Annotated in this window: 17 protein-coding genes; 10 read left to right on the forward strand and 7 right to left on the reverse strand. The window is 36.6% G+C overall.

What is annotated here, in order from left to right:
• Positions 1-1,311: a glycosyltransferase gene (locus O5636_RS06470; RefSeq protein WP_269621993.1), complete on the reverse strand. Its 1,311-nt coding sequence runs from the start codon at positions 1,309-1,311 to the stop codon at positions 1-3.
• Between the two features lie 46 nt (positions 1,312-1,357).
• On the reverse strand, positions 1,358-2,884 hold the full coding sequence (locus tag O5636_RS06475; protein WP_269621994.1) for a SpoIID/LytB domain-containing protein: 1,527 nt from the start codon (positions 2,882-2,884) through the stop codon (positions 1,358-1,360).
• Positions 2,885-2,991: 107 nt separating this feature from the next.
• On the opposite strand from O5636_RS06475, the gene rpmI reads away from it, so the two are divergent.
• The 7 genes from rpmI to O5636_RS06510 all read left to right on the forward strand — a co-directional run bounded on the left by rpmI (position 2,992) and on the right by O5636_RS06510 (position 7,760).
• A complete protein-coding gene (gene rpmI / locus O5636_RS06480) occupies positions 2,992-3,189 on the forward strand; it encodes a 50S ribosomal protein L35 (RefSeq protein ID WP_269621995.1) in 198 nt (65 codons plus the stop codon).
• A gap of 61 nt (positions 3,190-3,250) precedes the next feature.
• Positions 3,251-3,598 (forward strand): 50S ribosomal protein L20, encoded by a 348-nt coding sequence (gene rplT, locus O5636_RS06485; RefSeq protein WP_269621996.1) that lies wholly within the window; start codon positions 3,251-3,253, stop codon positions 3,596-3,598.
• Positions 3,599-3,717: 119 nt separating this feature from the next.
• Entirely contained in the window at positions 3,718-4,275 is a 558-nt protein-coding gene (locus tag O5636_RS06490; RefSeq protein WP_269621997.1) for a hypothetical protein, read from the forward strand.
• Positions 4,276-4,295: 20 nt separating this feature from the next.
• Positions 4,296-5,117 (forward strand): thiazole synthase, encoded by an 822-nt coding sequence (locus O5636_RS06495; protein WP_269621998.1) that lies wholly within the window; start codon positions 4,296-4,298, stop codon positions 5,115-5,117.
• A gap of 66 nt (positions 5,118-5,183) precedes the next feature.
• Positions 5,184-5,351: a DNA-binding protein gene (locus tag O5636_RS06500; RefSeq protein ID WP_269621999.1), complete on the forward strand. Its 168-nt coding sequence runs from the start codon at positions 5,184-5,186 to the stop codon at positions 5,349-5,351.
• Positions 5,352-5,409: 58 nt separating this feature from the next.
• Positions 5,410-6,606, forward strand: a complete 1,197-nt coding sequence (locus O5636_RS06505; protein ID WP_269622000.1) for an NAD-dependent epimerase/dehydratase family protein — start codon at positions 5,410-5,412, stop codon at positions 6,604-6,606.
• Between the two features lie 5 nt (positions 6,607-6,611).
• Positions 6,612-7,760: a glycosyltransferase family 4 protein gene (locus O5636_RS06510; protein ID WP_269622001.1), complete on the forward strand. Its 1,149-nt coding sequence runs from the start codon at positions 6,612-6,614 to the stop codon at positions 7,758-7,760.
• Between the two features lie 6 nt (positions 7,761-7,766).
• Here O5636_RS06510 and O5636_RS06515 read toward each other — a convergent pair whose 3' ends face one another.
• From O5636_RS06515 to O5636_RS06535, 5 genes are all read right to left on the reverse strand, one after another.
• Positions 7,767-8,024 carry a hypothetical protein gene (locus O5636_RS06515; RefSeq protein ID WP_269622002.1) on the reverse strand — a complete coding sequence of 86 codons (258 nt, stop codon included), beginning with the start codon at positions 8,022-8,024 and terminating at the stop codon, positions 7,767-7,769.
• Positions 8,025-8,159: 135 nt separating this feature from the next.
• The gene (gcvP, locus tag O5636_RS06520) at positions 8,160-11,054 is read right to left on the reverse strand and encodes an aminomethyl-transferring glycine dehydrogenase (RefSeq protein ID WP_269622003.1); all 2,895 of its coding nucleotides are present in this window, start codon (positions 11,052-11,054) and stop codon (positions 8,160-8,162) included.
• Positions 11,055-11,145: 91 nt separating this feature from the next.
• Positions 11,146-11,535, reverse strand: coding sequence for a glycine cleavage system protein GcvH (gcvH, locus tag O5636_RS06525; RefSeq protein ID WP_269622004.1), 390 nt, complete (start codon positions 11,533-11,535; stop codon positions 11,146-11,148).
• Positions 11,536-11,568: 33 nt separating this feature from the next.
• On the reverse strand, positions 11,569-12,858 hold the full coding sequence (locus O5636_RS06530) for an aminotransferase class I/II-fold pyridoxal phosphate-dependent enzyme (protein WP_269622005.1): 1,290 nt from the start codon (positions 12,856-12,858) through the stop codon (positions 11,569-11,571).
• 18 nt (positions 12,859-12,876) lie between these two features.
• Entirely contained in the window at positions 12,877-13,593 is a 717-nt protein-coding gene (locus tag O5636_RS06535) for a hypothetical protein (protein ID WP_269622006.1), read from the reverse strand.
• 85 nt (positions 13,594-13,678) lie between these two features.
• Here O5636_RS06535 and O5636_RS06540 point away from each other — a divergent pair, with 85 nt between their 5' ends.
• The 3 genes from O5636_RS06540 (at position 13,679) to dnaB (ending at position 16,619) form a co-directional block, all read left to right on the forward strand.
• Entirely contained in the window at positions 13,679-14,611 is a 933-nt protein-coding gene (locus O5636_RS06540) for an acyl-CoA desaturase (RefSeq protein WP_269622007.1), read from the forward strand.
• Positions 14,612-14,684: 73 nt separating this feature from the next.
• Positions 14,685-15,143, forward strand: coding sequence for a 50S ribosomal protein L9 (gene rplI / locus O5636_RS06545; RefSeq protein ID WP_269622009.1), 459 nt, complete (start codon positions 14,685-14,687; stop codon positions 15,141-15,143).
• Between the two features lie 60 nt (positions 15,144-15,203).
• The gene (gene dnaB, locus O5636_RS06550; protein ID WP_269622010.1) at positions 15,204-16,619 is read left to right on the forward strand and encodes a replicative DNA helicase; all 1,416 of its coding nucleotides are present in this window, start codon (positions 15,204-15,206) and stop codon (positions 16,617-16,619) included.
• Positions 16,620-16,625 lie beyond the last annotated feature (6 nt).

A 16,625-nucleotide genomic window follows, 5' to 3' on the forward strand; every position in this document is an offset into this window, starting at 1 on the left:
CTAAAATCCTTTATGAGTGGTTTTTAACCAGATCAATTTTTTTGATCTAAATGCCATATTAATTGTGATTAATGGAATTACAAAAAACCAATGGGATAAATAAATAATAAACATTAATAAGTTTACAAAATGAGGAGAAGGAATATTAGGGCCAGATGAGTATTTTTTCGCACCACGAAAACAAGCAAATCCTGAAATAGTAAATGCAACCAAAGATAAAGGCCAATATAGAGGCAGCGTTTTTGTCACAAGTGCAATGAATAAATCAAAAAAAGATATGACAGGCAACGCATATTGCAATAAAAAGAAAGCAATTAAATCAATAAGTTGAACAATAGTTAATTTCTTAGATATCAATAAAGACCAATAATCAAAAAAACGCTGCAATCCACCTTCAGCCCAACGTTTTCTCTGTCTCAATAATGCTTGAAGAGATTCAACACCCTCCTCTGTTACAGGAGGATTCCAAAGAATTCCTATAGAAGCTCCAGAGATTAAAAATCTAAAACTTAAATCCAGATCATCAGTAACTGTTTCCTCATTAAATCCCCCACAACTATCTAATGCGATTCTATTTAAAAGCTCCCCGTTACCCCTTAATTCAACAACACCATTGATATTCTGTCGCCCTTCTTGAATAACAGCATCCATGGCCATTTCCATCGATTGACAACAAGTCAGAAAATTCTTCTGAGAATTCACAACAGCTTTTCTTAATTGAATAGCTGCCAAGCTCCCTTCTTTGGCAACCGGCATCAATCGCAGCAAAATATCTGGAGGGAAATCTGCATCTGCATCCAAAATAAAAACCCATTCTCCGCTTAATTTTTGTAAGGCATAATTCAATGCTCCTGATTTTCCTCCTCCCGACGAAGGAGCTCGATGAAGGATTTTGATATTTGAAAATGTTTGGCTCTTTTCTTCTAAAATTGATGCAGTATTATCTTGGCTGCCATCATTAATAATGCATATATTAATTTTTTCTTCTGGATATTGAACATTAGCCAATCTATTAATTAATTTTTCTACTACTGTTTCTTCATCCCTAGCTGAAACCAAAACATCAACAGAAGGTAAATCTTCAGCTGGTATCGAAGAATATGTAACGGCTGAAGAGATACTTGCTCGAGAACGAGCCAATAAAACAACTCTTAATCCATAACTACCTAATAAAAACAAAAACAGTAATGCTGGAAAAAGTCTGTATGGTGCATCAAATGAATGAGGTAAAGCCCCAGCAAAAGCACATGCAAATAAAAATAAGCATGCCTTGCCTCGTCGGTTTTCTCCAGTTACTCGAGCTAAGGCCATGACATTCCCGAGGTTTAGAAAAAGACTCTAAGAGGTCTTCTCAAAACTATTCAAAAGATTCATATGTTGTTCCTGGGTAATAATGCTTAAGAATCTTCTTGGTTGTCCATCCTCTATGGGCTAAATCAATTGCACCAGCTTGAGATAAGCCAGCTCCATGACCAAAACCTCCTCCAATAAATTGCCAAGAACCTTCTTCAATTTGTTCAACATAAAAAAGCGTACTAGGCAAATTTCTCAGATTTCTTCTAATAGCATCTAATCGAAGAATAATTTTTGAATTTTTTTTGCTTCCTTGAATCTCCAATGCTAAAACTCTGCCACTAGTACCCCGTTTTAAAATATTAATAGTCTTAGGTAGAAACGTAGATAAGTTTGTTAAAGCCAATTTTTCCTTAATTTCTTCTGCTTTTAAAACTCTTTTCCATCTAAAAAGGCGATGATTATTACCAAAAGCACCATCTCGTTTCTTTAAGAGCCTTTGTATCTGAAAATCTTCATTTAAAGGCAATGAAAACTGCTTCCGCCAGCGTGTCGACCCATCTAAAAAGGTTTTAAGATAGGGTAAAGAAGCCATAGACCATGCCTCATTGCCAGCAGCACCTACCCCTCCATTTGTAGCATGATATACAGCATTAATTGGTTGGCCATTCCAACTAAGTATCTTGCCAGCAGTTGATGAAATAGCTCTAGCAACTGCATCATTAGATTGATTAGGATCTTTATAAACCTGACACTGAGTATTGCTACATAAATGATATCCATCAATTTCAAAACGCTTTCTATTAGAAATAGCCCATGTTCTAGCCAAAACTGCTTGTGCAGCTAATGCTGCAGGGGGAGATGAACTCCCAATTTCATGAGGTAAAACTCCAAGTAAATATTTCTCAATAGGAACCTTTTCGATTAATGACCAACTTCCATATGCATCAGGTTTCAAATAAAAAGGTCCTGAATACAAGCCTCCCTTCCAAAACAAACCATCAGGAGCAAAAATTTCTAAATCTCCGGAAATTAAAAAATCAATTGAACCAAGTTTTAAGACTGGTTTAACCTTAAAGAACACATTTTTCTGGACAATTCGAGAATTAAAATTTTCAGGTATATTATGTCCCTCAGAAATCCATACCTCCCAGTCAGATGGATAGGCAACTAGGCTTGGAATCCCCTCTTGCCTTAATAATTCTGAAACCCTCTGAGCGGATTCAAAACTTGCAAATGGACCAATAACCTGCCTAACAAATTTTAGAGGCCTTTGCAGATCAACTCTTTGCCAACTTATTGTTATTTGAGCTGCTTTATGCGTCAAACCCTTGGAATCTTTCAAAAATATTGGCCTGCCAGGACTAACTAACTTCAAATCTGCTGCATGAGACCCATCCAGACGTGGTTTACCTAAATATGTTTCCAAGCTAACTAACAGTTCCTGAGAGTCTTTAAAAGGTAATGGTTGAGTAGTTGAAAAATGAGTTGGCAAAATTTGAGCATCCTCGGCCCTATATTCATAATTACTAAAATCAAGCAGCAGCAATAAACTACAAAAAAATACTTTGGGTACAAAAAAACTGTTCATCAACCTCATAAAAATTAAATCAGCGAAAACAATTAATTAAAAATCAATTTTGCCTAAGGCAGTGTTAGGAAGTAATGTGTTGGATTGTATTAGTGTATTTGCCAAAAATGCCTAAACTAAAAACTCGCAAAGCTGCTGCAAAGCGATTTAAAGCAACAGGCACTGGCAAGTTCATGCGTCGCAGAGCTTTCCGGAATCACTTGCTAGATCATAAGAGTTCTAAACTCAAACGCCATCTTGCAACAAAAGCCGTTGTTGATGAACGTGATGCAGACAATGTGAGCTTAATGCTCCCATATAGCTAAACACTACTTTTAATAAAGAAGTAATCGTTACTTCTATCCATTGTTTTTTGATCTTTTAGTCATGTCACGCGTTAAAAGAGGAAATGTTGCTAGAAAACGGCGTAATAAAATTCTCCGATTAGCAAAAGGCTTTAAAGGAAGCAACGGCAGTCTTTTTCGCACTGCAAATCAGCGAGTAATGAAAGCACTTTGCAATGCTTACAGAGATAGAAAGCGTCGTAAACGTGACTTCAGAAGATTATGGATCTCAAGAATAAATGCAGCAGCAAGGTTAAATGGAATGAGCTATAGCAAATTAGTCGGAGAGCTCAAAAAAGCAAATATTCAAATTAATAGGAAAATGTTGGCTCAATTAGCTTTAATTGCCCCCCGCAACTTTGAACAAATCGTAACAGGGTTAAAAAGTTAAAACTTTAACAAGCAATTACAATAAAATTCTAAAATAATAGTCTATATATTCTACGCAAATGTGCATAGCCACTAAAAAAGGAAGTCAGCTCTAAACCTAATAGATACTAACTTTAATTTATGACTACATCACTGCCTCAAACTTATCTAATTATACTTACTAGCTTATTAGTAATTCTAGTAATAGTTGTAGGCCGTCAATTTTTAAAAGTCAGAGGGGATGAAATTAAATTAGCAAAGCTAGAAAAGAGCGATGCAATCAAGTCCAATCAATCTAAAGACCTATATGAGCTTGGCAGTGCTCAATTAAATAAAAGATTATATCCTCAAGCAACGAATACCTTAAAAAAAGCGTTAAAGAATTTAAATGATGAACCTGATGAAGCTAAGGCAATTATAGAAAATGCTTTAGGCTTCTCCTTATCAGCCCAAGATAAATTTTTAGAAGCAGTGAAACATTATGAAAATGCTATTAAATGCAAAGTAAAGTATTCGGTTGCAATAAATAATTTAGCCTTTGCAAAACTAAAACTTTTAAAAGAAAATGAAGCCTATAATTTATATCAAGAAGTTCTTACTTTCGATCCAAATAATAAAACTGCTAATAAACAAATTAAAAAAATAAATAAAAGAAATCCTAAAAACTTCCAAATTGATAATGAGAACAAAGGCTTTTAATCATCCTCATATCTAATTCAATGACTCATAATTCTTCTCTATTAACTATCGGAGGAAAGGACTTTCATAGCAGGCTTTTAACTGGGACAGGAAAATACACAAGTATAGAAAACATGAGTGAAAGTCTAACGAAATCTGAATGTGAAATTGTCACCGTAGCAATAAGAAGAGTTCAAACTGCTGAGGTTTCTCACCAAGGTTTAATGGAAACAATTAACTGGGAAAAATATTGGATGCTGCCCAATACTGCTGGATGCACAAATGCAGATGAAGCAGTTCGAATAGCAAAAATGGGTAGAGAGTTTGCCAAACTTGCTGGGCAAGAAGAGAACAATTTCATCAAACTTGAAGTTATTCCAGATAAAAAATATCTTCTACCTGATCCATTTGGAACACTTAATGCAGCCGAACAATTAATCAAAGAAAACTTTGTAGTTCTCCCATATATCAATGCTGACCCTCTTTTAGCAAAAAAACTTGAGGAGATTGGATGCGCAGCAGTCATGCCTCTTGGGTCAGCAATAGGTTCTGCTCAAGGAATTCGAAATGAAACAAATATTGGAATTATTATTGAAAACGCTAATGTTCCAGTCATCGTTGATGCTGGGATTGGCGTACCAAGCCATGCCGCCAAGGCTATGGAAATGGGTGCCGACGCCGTGTTAATTAACAGCGCCATCGCTCTGGCAAAAACCCCTCAAACAATGGCACAAGCCATGAAAAAAGCGGTTGAGGCAGGTCGGGAGGGATTTTTAGCAGGACGTTTAACTGAAAGGCAACATGCCCTTCCAAGCTCACCAATAAGTGATATTTCTACAATGGAATCAAAAATCACTCAGTAAAGCTAAGTAACATATCCCAAAAGAATGCTTATGAGATCATATTCTCCCTCCAGATAAATTAAATAAATGACAGTTACAGAAGAATCAGGGGGAAGACTAAATGCATTTGCAAACGAACCAAAAATTGAAGTAATTGCTGAGAAGCATTACAATGACTGGAAATATCCTCAATTCGTAATTTTTGGAGGTATATTCTTAATAAGTATTATTAGTGTTTCTTTAATAATTAAGTGAACCCATGTAGTAGTTTTTCTAATATTGGATCTTTAGATCTTCACTCCAGGAGTTTTGGGTGAAAGTTTTTGTTCTAGGTGGCGACGGCTTCTGTGGTTGGCCATGTTCTGTGAACTTGGCAGAACATGGACATGATGTTCTCATAGTCGACAATCTCAGTCGTCGAAAAATAGATATCGATCTTGAAGTCGAATCATTGACTCCAATTACCAGTATTGGAGAACGTTTAGATGCATGGAAGGAAATTGGTGGGAATCCAATTCGCTTTTCAAGACTTGATATAGCCAATGAATATCAACGGTTACTCGACCTTTTAATAGAAGAACGACCTGACGCAATAGTTCATTTTGCAGAACAACGTGCTGCTCCTTACTCAATGAAAAGCAGTGCAACTAAAAGGTATACCGTAGATAATAATGTCAATGGAACTCATAATCTTTTAGCGGCAATTGTTGAATCTGGATTAAATATTCATGTTGTTCATTTAGGAACAATGGGAGTATATGGATATGGGTCGCATAGAGGTGCAACTATTCCTGAGGGTTATTTAAAAGTTGAAGTGCCTCAACCTGATGGGAGCAGATTCGAAGAAGAAATTCTTCATCCAGCTAGCCCAGGCAGTGTTTACCACATGACTAAAACACTTGATCAATTGCTTTTTCTTTATTACAACAAAAACGATAATGTGAAAATTACAGACCTTCATCAAGGAATTGTATGGGGAACTAATACCGAAGCCACTTCAAAAGACCCTCGACTAACTAATAGATTTGATTATGACGGTGATTATGGAACTGTGCTCAATAGATTTCTTATGCAAGCTGCAATAAATTACCCTCTAACCGTTCATGGGACAGGAGGACAAACGAGAGCTTTTATTCATATTCGTGACTCAGTAAAATGTGTTCAACTAGCTCTTGAAAATCCACCCCAGGAAGGAGAAAGAGTCAAAATCTTCAATCAAATGACAGAAAGTCATCAAGTGGGTGAACTAGCAAAAAAAGTAGCTTCACTAACTGGAGCTAAAGTGAATTATCTGCCTAATCCTCGTAATGAAGCAGTAGAAAATGATCTTATTGTTGATAATCGTTGCTTTATTGATCTAGGCCTCAAACCAACAACACTAGATGATGGCCTCTTAACTGAAGTTGTTGATGTTGCTCGTCGTTGGTCTAATCGATGCGACAAAAATCGTATACCATGTGTTTCAGCCTGGACTTCAACCCAAGCACAAGCAATACAAAAGCCTAAATAAATCACGTGAAGATTGCTTTTTTTACTGAAACTTTTCTCCCAAAAGTAGATGGAATAGTAACAAGACTAACAAAAACCATTGAGAGTCTCACAAAAGCAGGAGATGAAGTCGTTGTCTTTTGCCCTGAAGGTTGTCCAAATGAATATATGGGCGCCAAAGTTATAGGTGTACCAGCAATGCCCTTGCCTCTTTATCCAGAGCTCAAACTTGGTCTTCCTGGTGCAGCAGTTTCAGATGCCCTAGATGAATTAAAGCCAGATTTAATTCATGTAGTGAATCCAGCTGTTCTAGGGCTAGGAGGGATCTGGTTAGCAAAAACAAATGGTATCCCTTTAGTTGCTAGCTATCACACTCATCTTCCCAAATATCTTGAACACTATGGAATGGGGATGCTTGAACCACTTCTTTGGGAACTACTTAAAGCTGCTCATAATCAAGCAATATTAAATCTTTGCACTTCTAGTGCAATGGTTAAAGAGTTAAGCGAAAAAGGAATTCAAAATACTGAACTTTGGCAAAGGGGGGTAGATACAGAAACCTTTCGACCTGAATTACGCAATGATGATATGCGTAAAAAACTTTTAGGAAAATTTACCGATACAGGATCTCTTTTAATTTATGTAGGTAGGTTATCAGCTGAAAAACAAATCGAAAGAATAAAGCCTGTACTAGAAAAAATACCTGAAGCAAGATTAGCTTTAGTAGGAGATGGGCCTTATAGAAATCAACTTGAAAAAATCTTTGAAAATACTGCAACAACATTTGTAGGTTATTTATCAGGAAATGCACTGGCCAGTGCATATGCATCAGGGGATGCATTCTTATTTCCTTCAAGTACTGAAACTCTAGGATTAGTTCTTCTAGAAGCGATGGCTGCAGGCTGCCCTGTGGTAGGGGCCAATAAAGGAGGGATACCAGATATCATTACTGATGGAGTGAATGGTTGTCTATATAATCCTGATGCAAAAAATGATGGTACTGAAAGCCTAGTTAAAGCTACGCAAAAACTACTGGGAAATGAAAACGAAAGGAAAATTATGAGAAACGCTGCTCGATTAGAAGCCGAAAAATGGGGTTGGTCTAGTGCTACAGAACAATTAAGAGGTTTTTATAAAAAAATACTAGAGAAAAGTGACAATCAAATAGCTGCTTAAAGCATTTTACGCAGCGTGAGGTGGGGGAGTAGGGGAATCAAAGGTTTGAAAAGGTAAAACTAAAGTAGCTAATCTTTCTGGATTGTGAGGCCTTTTTTTTCTGGGGTGTCTAACACCAAATGGTACTCTTACAACATTTGTACCATCTACAGGTAAAAGGTTCCCTTTTTCTAAAGCATCATCAATGATGCCTGGTATCGATGGCAAGTTCAAACCATCGGTATCTAATTTCTTTAATTGGTCAGAAGAAATGACTTTCACCAATTTACCCCCATAAAGATTGGTAAAACTGCTAAAGAGAAAATAAACTCCTTAATGTATGCAGCATTAAAAGCCAAAAATTTGCTTTTCGCTCAAAATTTAACTATTAAATTAGATATAAGCTAGGGGTAAAAAAAACTAATTTTCAGAAAGTTCTTCAACTGTGCTGCAAGAACAAACCAAATTTCTATCTCCAAAGACATTATCTATTCTAGAAACCGATGGCCAAAATTTATTTTTCAATTGATTTTTTAGCGGAAATGCAGCTTTTTGCCTAGAATATGATCTATCCCAAGTCTCAGCAGTGACTATTTCCATAGTATGAGGCGCTAAAGATAAAGGGTTATCTTTTAGATCTATCTCACCCATCTCAATCTCTTTGATTTCTGAACGAATAGAAATCATTGCATTACAAAATCTATTAATTTCCTCAAAACTTTCACTTTCAGTAGGTTCAATCATCAAAGTACCAGCCACTGGCCAACTAATTGTTGGAGCATGAAAACCATAATCCATTAAACGTTTCGCAACATCATTTACTTCTATACCTGTCTTACTTTTAATCTCTCTCAAATCTAAAATACATTCATGAGCAACTTTTCCATTAGGAGCTTTAAATAACACCTTAAAATATGGTTCTAGCCGACAAGCAATATAATTTGCGGAAAGAATTGCTAAAGAACTTGCTTTACGTAATCCATTAGCACCCATCATTCGAATATACATCCAGCTAATTGGCAAAATACTTGCACTACCAAGAGGAGCCGAAGCAATACTTCCTACTGAATAATCATTATGATCAAGAAGATTGGCTTTTTTAGGTAAAAACTCAACTAGATGTTTTGCGACGGCAATTGGACCAATTCCTGGCCCCCCTCCTCCATGAGGTATACAAAAAGTTTTATGCAAATTCAAATGGCATACATCCGCACCAAATTTGCCAGGACGACAAAGACCAACTTGAGCATTCAAATTAGCGCCATCTAAATAAACTTGGCCACCATGCAGATGAACTTGGCCACAAATCTCTTTAATATTTGGCTCAAAGACCCCATGCGTTGATGGATAAGTAATCATCAAAGTGCCTAGTCTAGAGGAATATTTCTCCAGTTTTGAAACAAGATCTTTAAAATCGATATTCCCATATTGATCACATTCAACTGAAATAACTTTAAATCCAGCCATTACAGCACTGGCTGGATTTGTTCCATGAGCACTCTTCGGAATAAGACATATATTTCTATGGTCTTCTCCGCGAGATTTATGCCAATTCCTAATAACAAGGAGACCTGCAAACTCTCCTTGAGAACCAGCATTAGGTTGCAAGGAAACACCTTCAAACCCCGTTAAAACTGAAAGCCAATCTTCTAGCTGTTCAGATAATAATTTAAAGCCTTCGGATTGCTCAGCAGGTACAAAAGGATGAATTAAGGAAAACTTATGCCAACTTACTGGTAGCAATTCGGCAGTAGCATTTAATTTCATAGTACAACTTCCTAAAGGAATCATTCCATGAACTAATGAAAAATCTCTAGAAGCTAATTTCTGAATATATCTAATTAATTCAGTTTCACTATGATAAATATTAAATACAGATTGCTGTAACCAAGGTTTCTTTCTTAATGGAATTGAACTTAACAAATTATTGATGTTTAAGTCCATTTTATCGATAGGATTAAATATTCTATTTTGTATATCAGCAAAAATTTTACATAATTGATAAAGCTCTTTTTGAGTAGTTAATTCATCAAAAGTAATTGCAAATCCTTTAGCATCCTCTATACAACTACCAAAGGGAAGTACTCGTAAATTAAATCCCCTTTCTTGAAATTTTGCATGAATTTTAGCAGCATTTTCACAATAAACTTCTATCGTGTCAAACCTATCAAAAGATTCAATTATAAATCCAAAATCTGTCAAATAAGTTTCAAGTTCCTTGAGTAGTAAAAGAATCTTTTTAGAAACTGAATGCAAACCAATGGGACCATGATATATCGCATAAAAAGAAGAAATAATAGCTAACAATGCTTGTGAGGTGCATATATTGCTTGTAGCTTTTTCTCGGCGAATATGTTGTTCTCTAGTTTGTAATGCCAGCCTCAAAGCTGGATTACCTTCTCTATCAAGAGATTGCCCCACTATTCTTCCTGGAACTTGTCTCTTATATATCTCTTTAGTAGCAAAAAATGCAGCATGAGGTCCGCCAAAACCCATAGGGACACCAAAACGCTGAGCACTTCCAATTGCAATGTCAACATTAAAATCACTCATTGGAGCAATTAAAACTTGTGCCATCGGATCAATAGCAACTGTTACTAATGCATTAACGTTATGAACTTGGTAAATTACAGAAGAAGGATCCCAAATTTGACCATTTTTACCTGGCAGCTGAATGAATAAACCAAACACAGTTTGATCTAATTCCAAATTTTGAAGATCAACTAACTCAACAATTATCTCTAAGGGTTCTGCACGAGTTTGAAGAACCTGAAGTGTTTGCGGAAACACCTCTTTATCAACAAGAAATTTGCGTGCCTCAGAATGCTTTTTAACTGCGTAACTAAGACTCATCGCCTCTGCCGCGGCCGTCCCTTCATCTAAAAGTGAAGCATTAGCAATAGGGAGACCTGTTAATTCGGTAATAAGAGTCTGAAAATTAAAAAGAGCTTCCAATCTTCCCTGAGAAATCTCTGCTTGATAAGGGGTATATGAGGTATACCAAGCAGGATTTTCAAAGACATGGCGTTGTATCAATGCAGGAGTCGACGTACCGTAATATCCCAGGCCTATCAAAGAACGTTTAATCTCGTTTTTATTAGCTATATCACTTAACTCATCCAAAGCCTCTATCTCATTACATGGCTTAGGCAAGCTTTTAAGTGGATCTTCAGTATCTAGAATTTCTTGAGGAACAACGGAAGCAATAAAATCATCTAAATCATAATGATTGAGAGACTGCAAAATCTCTTGTTGGGCCTCATCACTCAAGCCAAGATGACGATCAGCAAATTGTCCTGAAAGATTTGTACTCACAATGAATTTTTTGGCTTAAAAAGAAAATAAAATGATCACAGAAATGTTGGAAAAGCTAAAAGTACTTTGAAAGAAAAGTCAAACAAGCTTCCTATTCAGAAGTCACTTTTTCTGAATAAACTTCAGAACTCATGAGCTGATCCAATTGGGTTAAATCTGATGGCTTAATTAGCAAAAGCCATCCCTTCCCATGAGGATCATTCTGTAATTCCTCAGGGCTTTCTAGGACAGAATTGTTAATTTCTAGGACTTCCCCTGTCAAAGGTGAATTCATATCTTCTACAGCCTTAACTGACTCAACAGATCCAAAACTCACTCCCTGAGAAACAGAAGAACCAACATCAGGAAGGTCGACAAAAACTATGTCACCAAGCTGATCAACTGCAAACGCACTAATGCCAACTCGTACAAAATCACCTTCACTAACAGCATATTCATGACTATCAGCAAACCGAAAGTTTTCAGGAAAATCAAAGGCCATGAAAAATTTGCACAGGTCTAGATAAAAGATGAGTTAAATCTTTGGCAAATCTACAATTTGTTCTTGAACTAAAGCAATTACTGCTTGAATTATTGCAATTTTTACATGGGCTCTATGCGTACCACCTTGTACAAAAAGATTATAAGGAGGCAATAAGGGGGCATCTGCAGAAAACTCACTGGTGCTTCCATCAATAAAAGTCCCTCCAGCCATAATTAAATCATTTTCATAGCCTGGCGTTGAAGCAGGGATAGGATTCAAATAAGAACTAACTGGTGAAGCAAGTTGAAAAGATTTACAAACTAATTTTAAGGCTTTAGCATTTCCCAAACATATAGTTTGAATTAAATCACCACGAAATTTTCCTGGCAAGGGTTGAACCTCAAAACCAAGTTTCTGAAAAACACCAGCAATTATATCTGAACCTATTAAAGCCTCTGCAACCATTTGTGGAGAAAGGAATAACCCTTGTAAAACCAGTCTATTTAAATCAAACCCTGTTCCACCTTTACTACCTATGCCTGGGGCTGTTAATCGGCAACAAGCTTTTTCCACCAAATGATCTTGACCTGCTATATATCCACCTGAAGGAACAATAGTACCACCAGGGTTCTTTATTAATGAGCCTGCAATTATATCTGCTCCTACTTCACTAGGCTCCTTTTCTTCAACAAATTCTCCATAACAATTATCTACAAAACATATGCAATTAGGTTGCTTAAAATGAATCAATTTACATATCTCTTCAATATTTTTAATAGATAATGATGGTCTCCAAGAATAGCCAGAACTTCTTTGAATAAAAATCATCTTTCTAGAAGATTGCAGTGCAAGCTCCAAAGATTTAAAATCAATATTTTCACCATTAAATATAGATATTTCATCATACTTAATTCCAAAATCTATTAATGAGCCATGATTCTTTCCTCTAATGCCAATTACCTCTTCAAGAGTGTCATATGGTTTACCTGTAATTGATAATAAATTATCCCCTGGCCTTAAAACACCAAATAAAGCAGACGCAATTGCATGGGTACCACTAACAAACTGCATTCTTACAGCAGCCTTTTCCGCCCCAAATACACTTGCATAAACATTATCAATCAACTCTCTACCTAAATCTCCATGGCCATATCCACTTACCGAAGAAAAATGTTGAGGGCCTAAGCCTTGATCCGAAAAAGCCTTTAGAACCTTTTCTAATCTTATTTGCACCCCTTTAGTTCTTCTATCAATTATTTGTTTTAAACCATCTTCTACTGAAGAAACTAAATTGAAAACGCTTTTATGCAGAAAATCATTAGTTGGATTTATATTTTTCATTGATCTTTGAACTCAGTATCAAAGTTGTTCCAATTCTTCTATTAAAGAAACTCTAGATCTTAAACTTTCTAAAAACATATCTGCACTTGAAACGTTCGTAGACGAAATTCTTTGGTAAGTAGAGAACAAATCCAACAACTCTCCATCCAACTCTTCCGCTGAATAATCTCTTAATCCTGCCATAACAGCTTCAAACCTCTCTCTTCTATCAGCTTTCTTAACTGGATAAGCTGCCATAACTTGTTCACGACATTGTCGCCAAGGGTGGCTATTACATAATGAATCTGCTAAAGCTGCACTCAAAATTCCTGCTTCGTCTTCCTCAATAAACCAATCAAAAACAGATGGTAAAGGCACTAAGCCTATAAAAATTTCAAACAAATCTCCAGCAGAGAGTGGTTCTTGTTCATCATTCAGCAATGGAATTGCAGACTCTAAAAGTAGTTTTAATAACTCAGGATTTGTTTCATAAAGACGATCCCTGATTTTGTCAATGCCTTGATAAAGAAGATGATTTACTTGAGACAACGCAAGAAAAACTTCTGGTCCAGGGGAGAAAAGTTTCGCATTACGTAGATTAGAAATTTGAGAATTATGAACTTTTCCCAAATCAAATATTTCAGTAATGGCAGGTAAAACCTTATGAGACCAGCCATTGCGTTCATGCCAAACATGAATCAGGTGAGCCATTGATCGCCTGCCTTTTGCTAATTGATCACGAAATCCAGTACTCACAAAATCACACAGAAGATCAACTAAAAAATCCGATAATAACTCTTATCAGATATTGTAGTATAGGGTATCGTTAAACAAGGTCATTGTGGTGTCAAGTGTGGTAGAGGCAACGGCTCCTTTGAGAAGACCAGTATCATCGGAGAAAGCACTTGCTGCGTCTGAGAAGCTTCAAGTGAAAACCAAGAAAGAATTGAGATACCCCCAAAAATTTAGGCGGCGTTGGGGAACAGTTGGTTTCATGTTTGCTATACATGCTTTAACAATATTTGCCTTACTTCCAAGATTTTGGAGTATTCCTAATATTATTACTTTATTAACTCTATATTGGGTTACAGCATGTCTTGGCGTCACTCTTGGATACCACAGACTTCTTTCTCATCGTGCACTGAAAGTACCAAAATGGCTTGAACGTTTTTTTGCTACTTGTGGTGCTTTAAGTTGTCAACATGGTCCTATTGATTGGGTAGGTTTACATCGCCACCATCACACTTTTTCTGATACTGATGCTGATCACCACAATAGTAATAAAGGTTTTTGGTGGAGTCATATGGGATGGATGTTTGAACCAATACCAGCACTCAAAACAGTTCCAAATTTTAGTGGAGATCTAATTAAAGATCCTTATTATAGATTTCTGAACAAAAATTTCTTACTTCTGCAAATTCCACTCGGTGCATTCCTGTATTGGATAGGTAGTCATACGAATTCGGGAGGATGGTCCATGGTTCTTTGGGGTATACCTTTTCGTTTAGTTTTGGTATATCACGTTACATGGCTAGTTAATTCTGCTACTCATTGCTGGGGATCAGTTGCTTTTGATAGTGGAGATGGATCCAAAAACAATGCATGGGTAGCTGCTCTAACCTTTGGAGAAGGTTGGCATAATAATCATCACGCATATCCAAACTCTGCGAAGCAAGGACTTTTTAAAGGGCAAATAGATCTTACTTGGCAACATATTCGCCTTTTAAATGCTTTAGGTCTTGCAAAAAAAATACGTTTGCCCATGAAGCCTTAATATGAAACTCTTAAGGTTTTCGACTTACAATCCTAAAATTTAAGTAATGCGGTCCACTTTCTTCCAATAAACAATGGCGAAAAGAGTAAAAGTTGTTCTAAAAGAAGATGTTCTTAGTCTTGGAAAAGATGGGGATGTCGTTGAAGTCGCTCCAGGCTATGCACGCAATTTTCTTTTGACTCATGGAAAGGCTTTAGCTGTTACTCCTGCAGTCTTAAAACAAGTTGAACATCGCTTAGCCAAAAAAGCTGAGCATGAAGCAGCTGAAAAACAAGCCGCAATTGACTTTGAAACAGCTCTGAAAACCATTGGAAGGTTTACTATTAAAAAACAAACTGGTGAAGATGGTGTCTTATTTGGAACAGTGACTAATGGAGATGTTGCAGAAGCGATAGAAGTCGCAACCAAAAAAGAAATAGATCGTCGAACAATTCTTGTTCCAGATATTCATGAAACAGGGCAATATAAAGTACAAGTCAAGCTTCATAGTGAAGTCACTGCTGAAATCAACCTTGAAGTCACTGGTAACTAAGTTTAGTGGCAAGGTTTCACTTACCAGCCACAGTAAGTATCTCTGCTAATTCATATTGCAATGGTTAATGTTCCTTTCCCTAATAAAGAAGATCAAACAAGAAAACAATCATTACCAAATAAAAGGTACGAAAACTTTCGGGCACAAAATTTTGACGGTCAGTCTGACTTAATTCCGCCACAAAATTTAGAGGCTGAAGAAGCTGTTATAGGTGGGGTTTTATTAGATCCAGATGCAATAAGTCGTATAGCAGATTTAGTTCAGCCAGAAGCTTTTTATTTAAATGCACACCGTAAAATTTTTCAAACTGCGCTAATGCTCCATAGCCAGGGTAAACCAACAGATTTAACATCAATGAGCGCTTGGCTAGCAGATACAGGAGAACTAGAAGGAATTGGTGGAAATAATCGATTAGTCGAACTAGTAGAAAAAATCTCATCTACAGCTTCCATCGAACAAGTCGCAAAATTAATCACGGACAAATATCTGCGACGGCAACTTATTCGCTCAGGAAACGAAGTCATCAAGCTGAGTTTTGATCAAAATATGCCAATGGAGGAAGTTCTAGATAAAGCAGAGCAAAAAATTTTCTCAATCAGTCAAGAAAAACCCTCGAAAGGACTCATTCCAACAGCAGAAATATTAACAAGTACATTTAATGAAATTGAAAGTCGTTCTTTAGGAACAGCAGTCGCTGGGCTACCAGTGAATTTCTATGACCTAGATGCAATGACTCAAGGTCTTCAACGAAGTGATCTAATTATTGTTGCAGGAAGGCCAGCAATGGGTAAAACATCAATTGTCCTTAATCTTGCCAAAAACGTTGCTCAACTGCATGAACTACCTGTTTGTGTTTTTAGTTTAGAAATGAGTAAGGAGCAACTAACGTATCGCCTGCTATCAATGGAAGTTGGTATTGAAAGTGGAAGGCTACGCACAGGAAGATTAAACCAAGAAGAATGGCCTTTGCTAGGTAAAGGAATTGATACTCTTGGTCAACTACCAATTTTTATAGATGACAAACCTAATTCAGGCGTACTTGAAATGCGATCTCTTTGTAGACGACTCATTGCTGAACAAGGCAAAGAACTAGGTTTAATTGTTATCGATTATCTTCAGCTAATGGAAGGGTCTACACCCGACAATAGAGTTCAAGAACTTTCAAGAATCACAAGAGGCTTAAAAGCAATGGCGAGGGAATTGAAAGTGCCCGTAATAGCACTTTCTCAACTAAGTCGAGGAGTCGAATCTCGAACAAATAAAAGACCCATGCTTAGTGATCTAAGAGAATCAGGATCAATTGAACAAGATGCTGACCTAGTACTAATGATTTATAGAGATGAGTATTACAATCCTGAAACTCCAGATAGAGGTGTCACTGAGTTAATTGTTACAAAGCATAGAAATGGCCCAATAGGAACAGTCAAATTACTTTTTGAACCACAATTTACAAGGTTTAGAAACCTTGCTAATTAGAGAAAG

The sequence above is a fragment of the Prochlorococcus marinus str. MIT 0918 genome, assembly GCF_027359415.1.
GTDB classification, from domain to species: Bacteria; Cyanobacteriota; Cyanobacteriia; order PCC-6307; family Cyanobiaceae; genus Prochlorococcus_E; species Prochlorococcus_E marinus_C.

Excerpts from the sequence above, each read along its gene's own strand:
- O5636_RS06470 (WP_269621993.1), bottom strand. The coding sequence starts at position 1,311 with ATGGCCTTAGCTCGAGTAACTGGAGAAAACCGACGAGGCAAGGCATGC.
- O5636_RS06475 (WP_269621994.1), bottom strand. The coding sequence starts at position 2,884 with ATGAACAGTTTTTTTGTACCCAAAGTATTTTTTTGTAGTTTATTGCTG.
- rpmI (WP_269621995.1), top strand. The coding sequence starts at position 2,992 with ATGCCTAAACTAAAAACTCGCAAAGCTGCTGCAAAGCGATTTAAAGCA.
- rplT (WP_269621996.1), top strand. The coding sequence starts at position 3,251 with ATGTCACGCGTTAAAAGAGGAAATGTTGCTAGAAAACGGCGTAATAAA.
- O5636_RS06490 (WP_269621997.1), top strand. The coding sequence starts at position 3,718 with ATGACTACATCACTGCCTCAAACTTATCTAATTATACTTACTAGCTTA.
- O5636_RS06495 (WP_269621998.1), top strand. The coding sequence starts at position 4,296 with ATGACTCATAATTCTTCTCTATTAACTATCGGAGGAAAGGACTTTCAT.
- O5636_RS06500 (WP_269621999.1), top strand. The coding sequence starts at position 5,184 with ATGACAGTTACAGAAGAATCAGGGGGAAGACTAAATGCATTTGCAAAC.
- gcvH (WP_269622004.1), bottom strand. The coding sequence starts at position 11,535 with ATGGCCTTTGATTTTCCTGAAAACTTTCGGTTTGCTGATAGTCATGAA.
- O5636_RS06530 (WP_269622005.1), bottom strand. The coding sequence starts at position 12,858 with ATGAAAAATATAAATCCAACTAATGATTTTCTGCATAAAAGCGTTTTC.
- rplI (WP_269622009.1), top strand. The coding sequence starts at position 14,685 with ATGGCGAAAAGAGTAAAAGTTGTTCTAAAAGAAGATGTTCTTAGTCTT.
- dnaB (WP_269622010.1), top strand. The coding sequence starts at position 15,204 with ATGGTTAATGTTCCTTTCCCTAATAAAGAAGATCAAACAAGAAAACAA.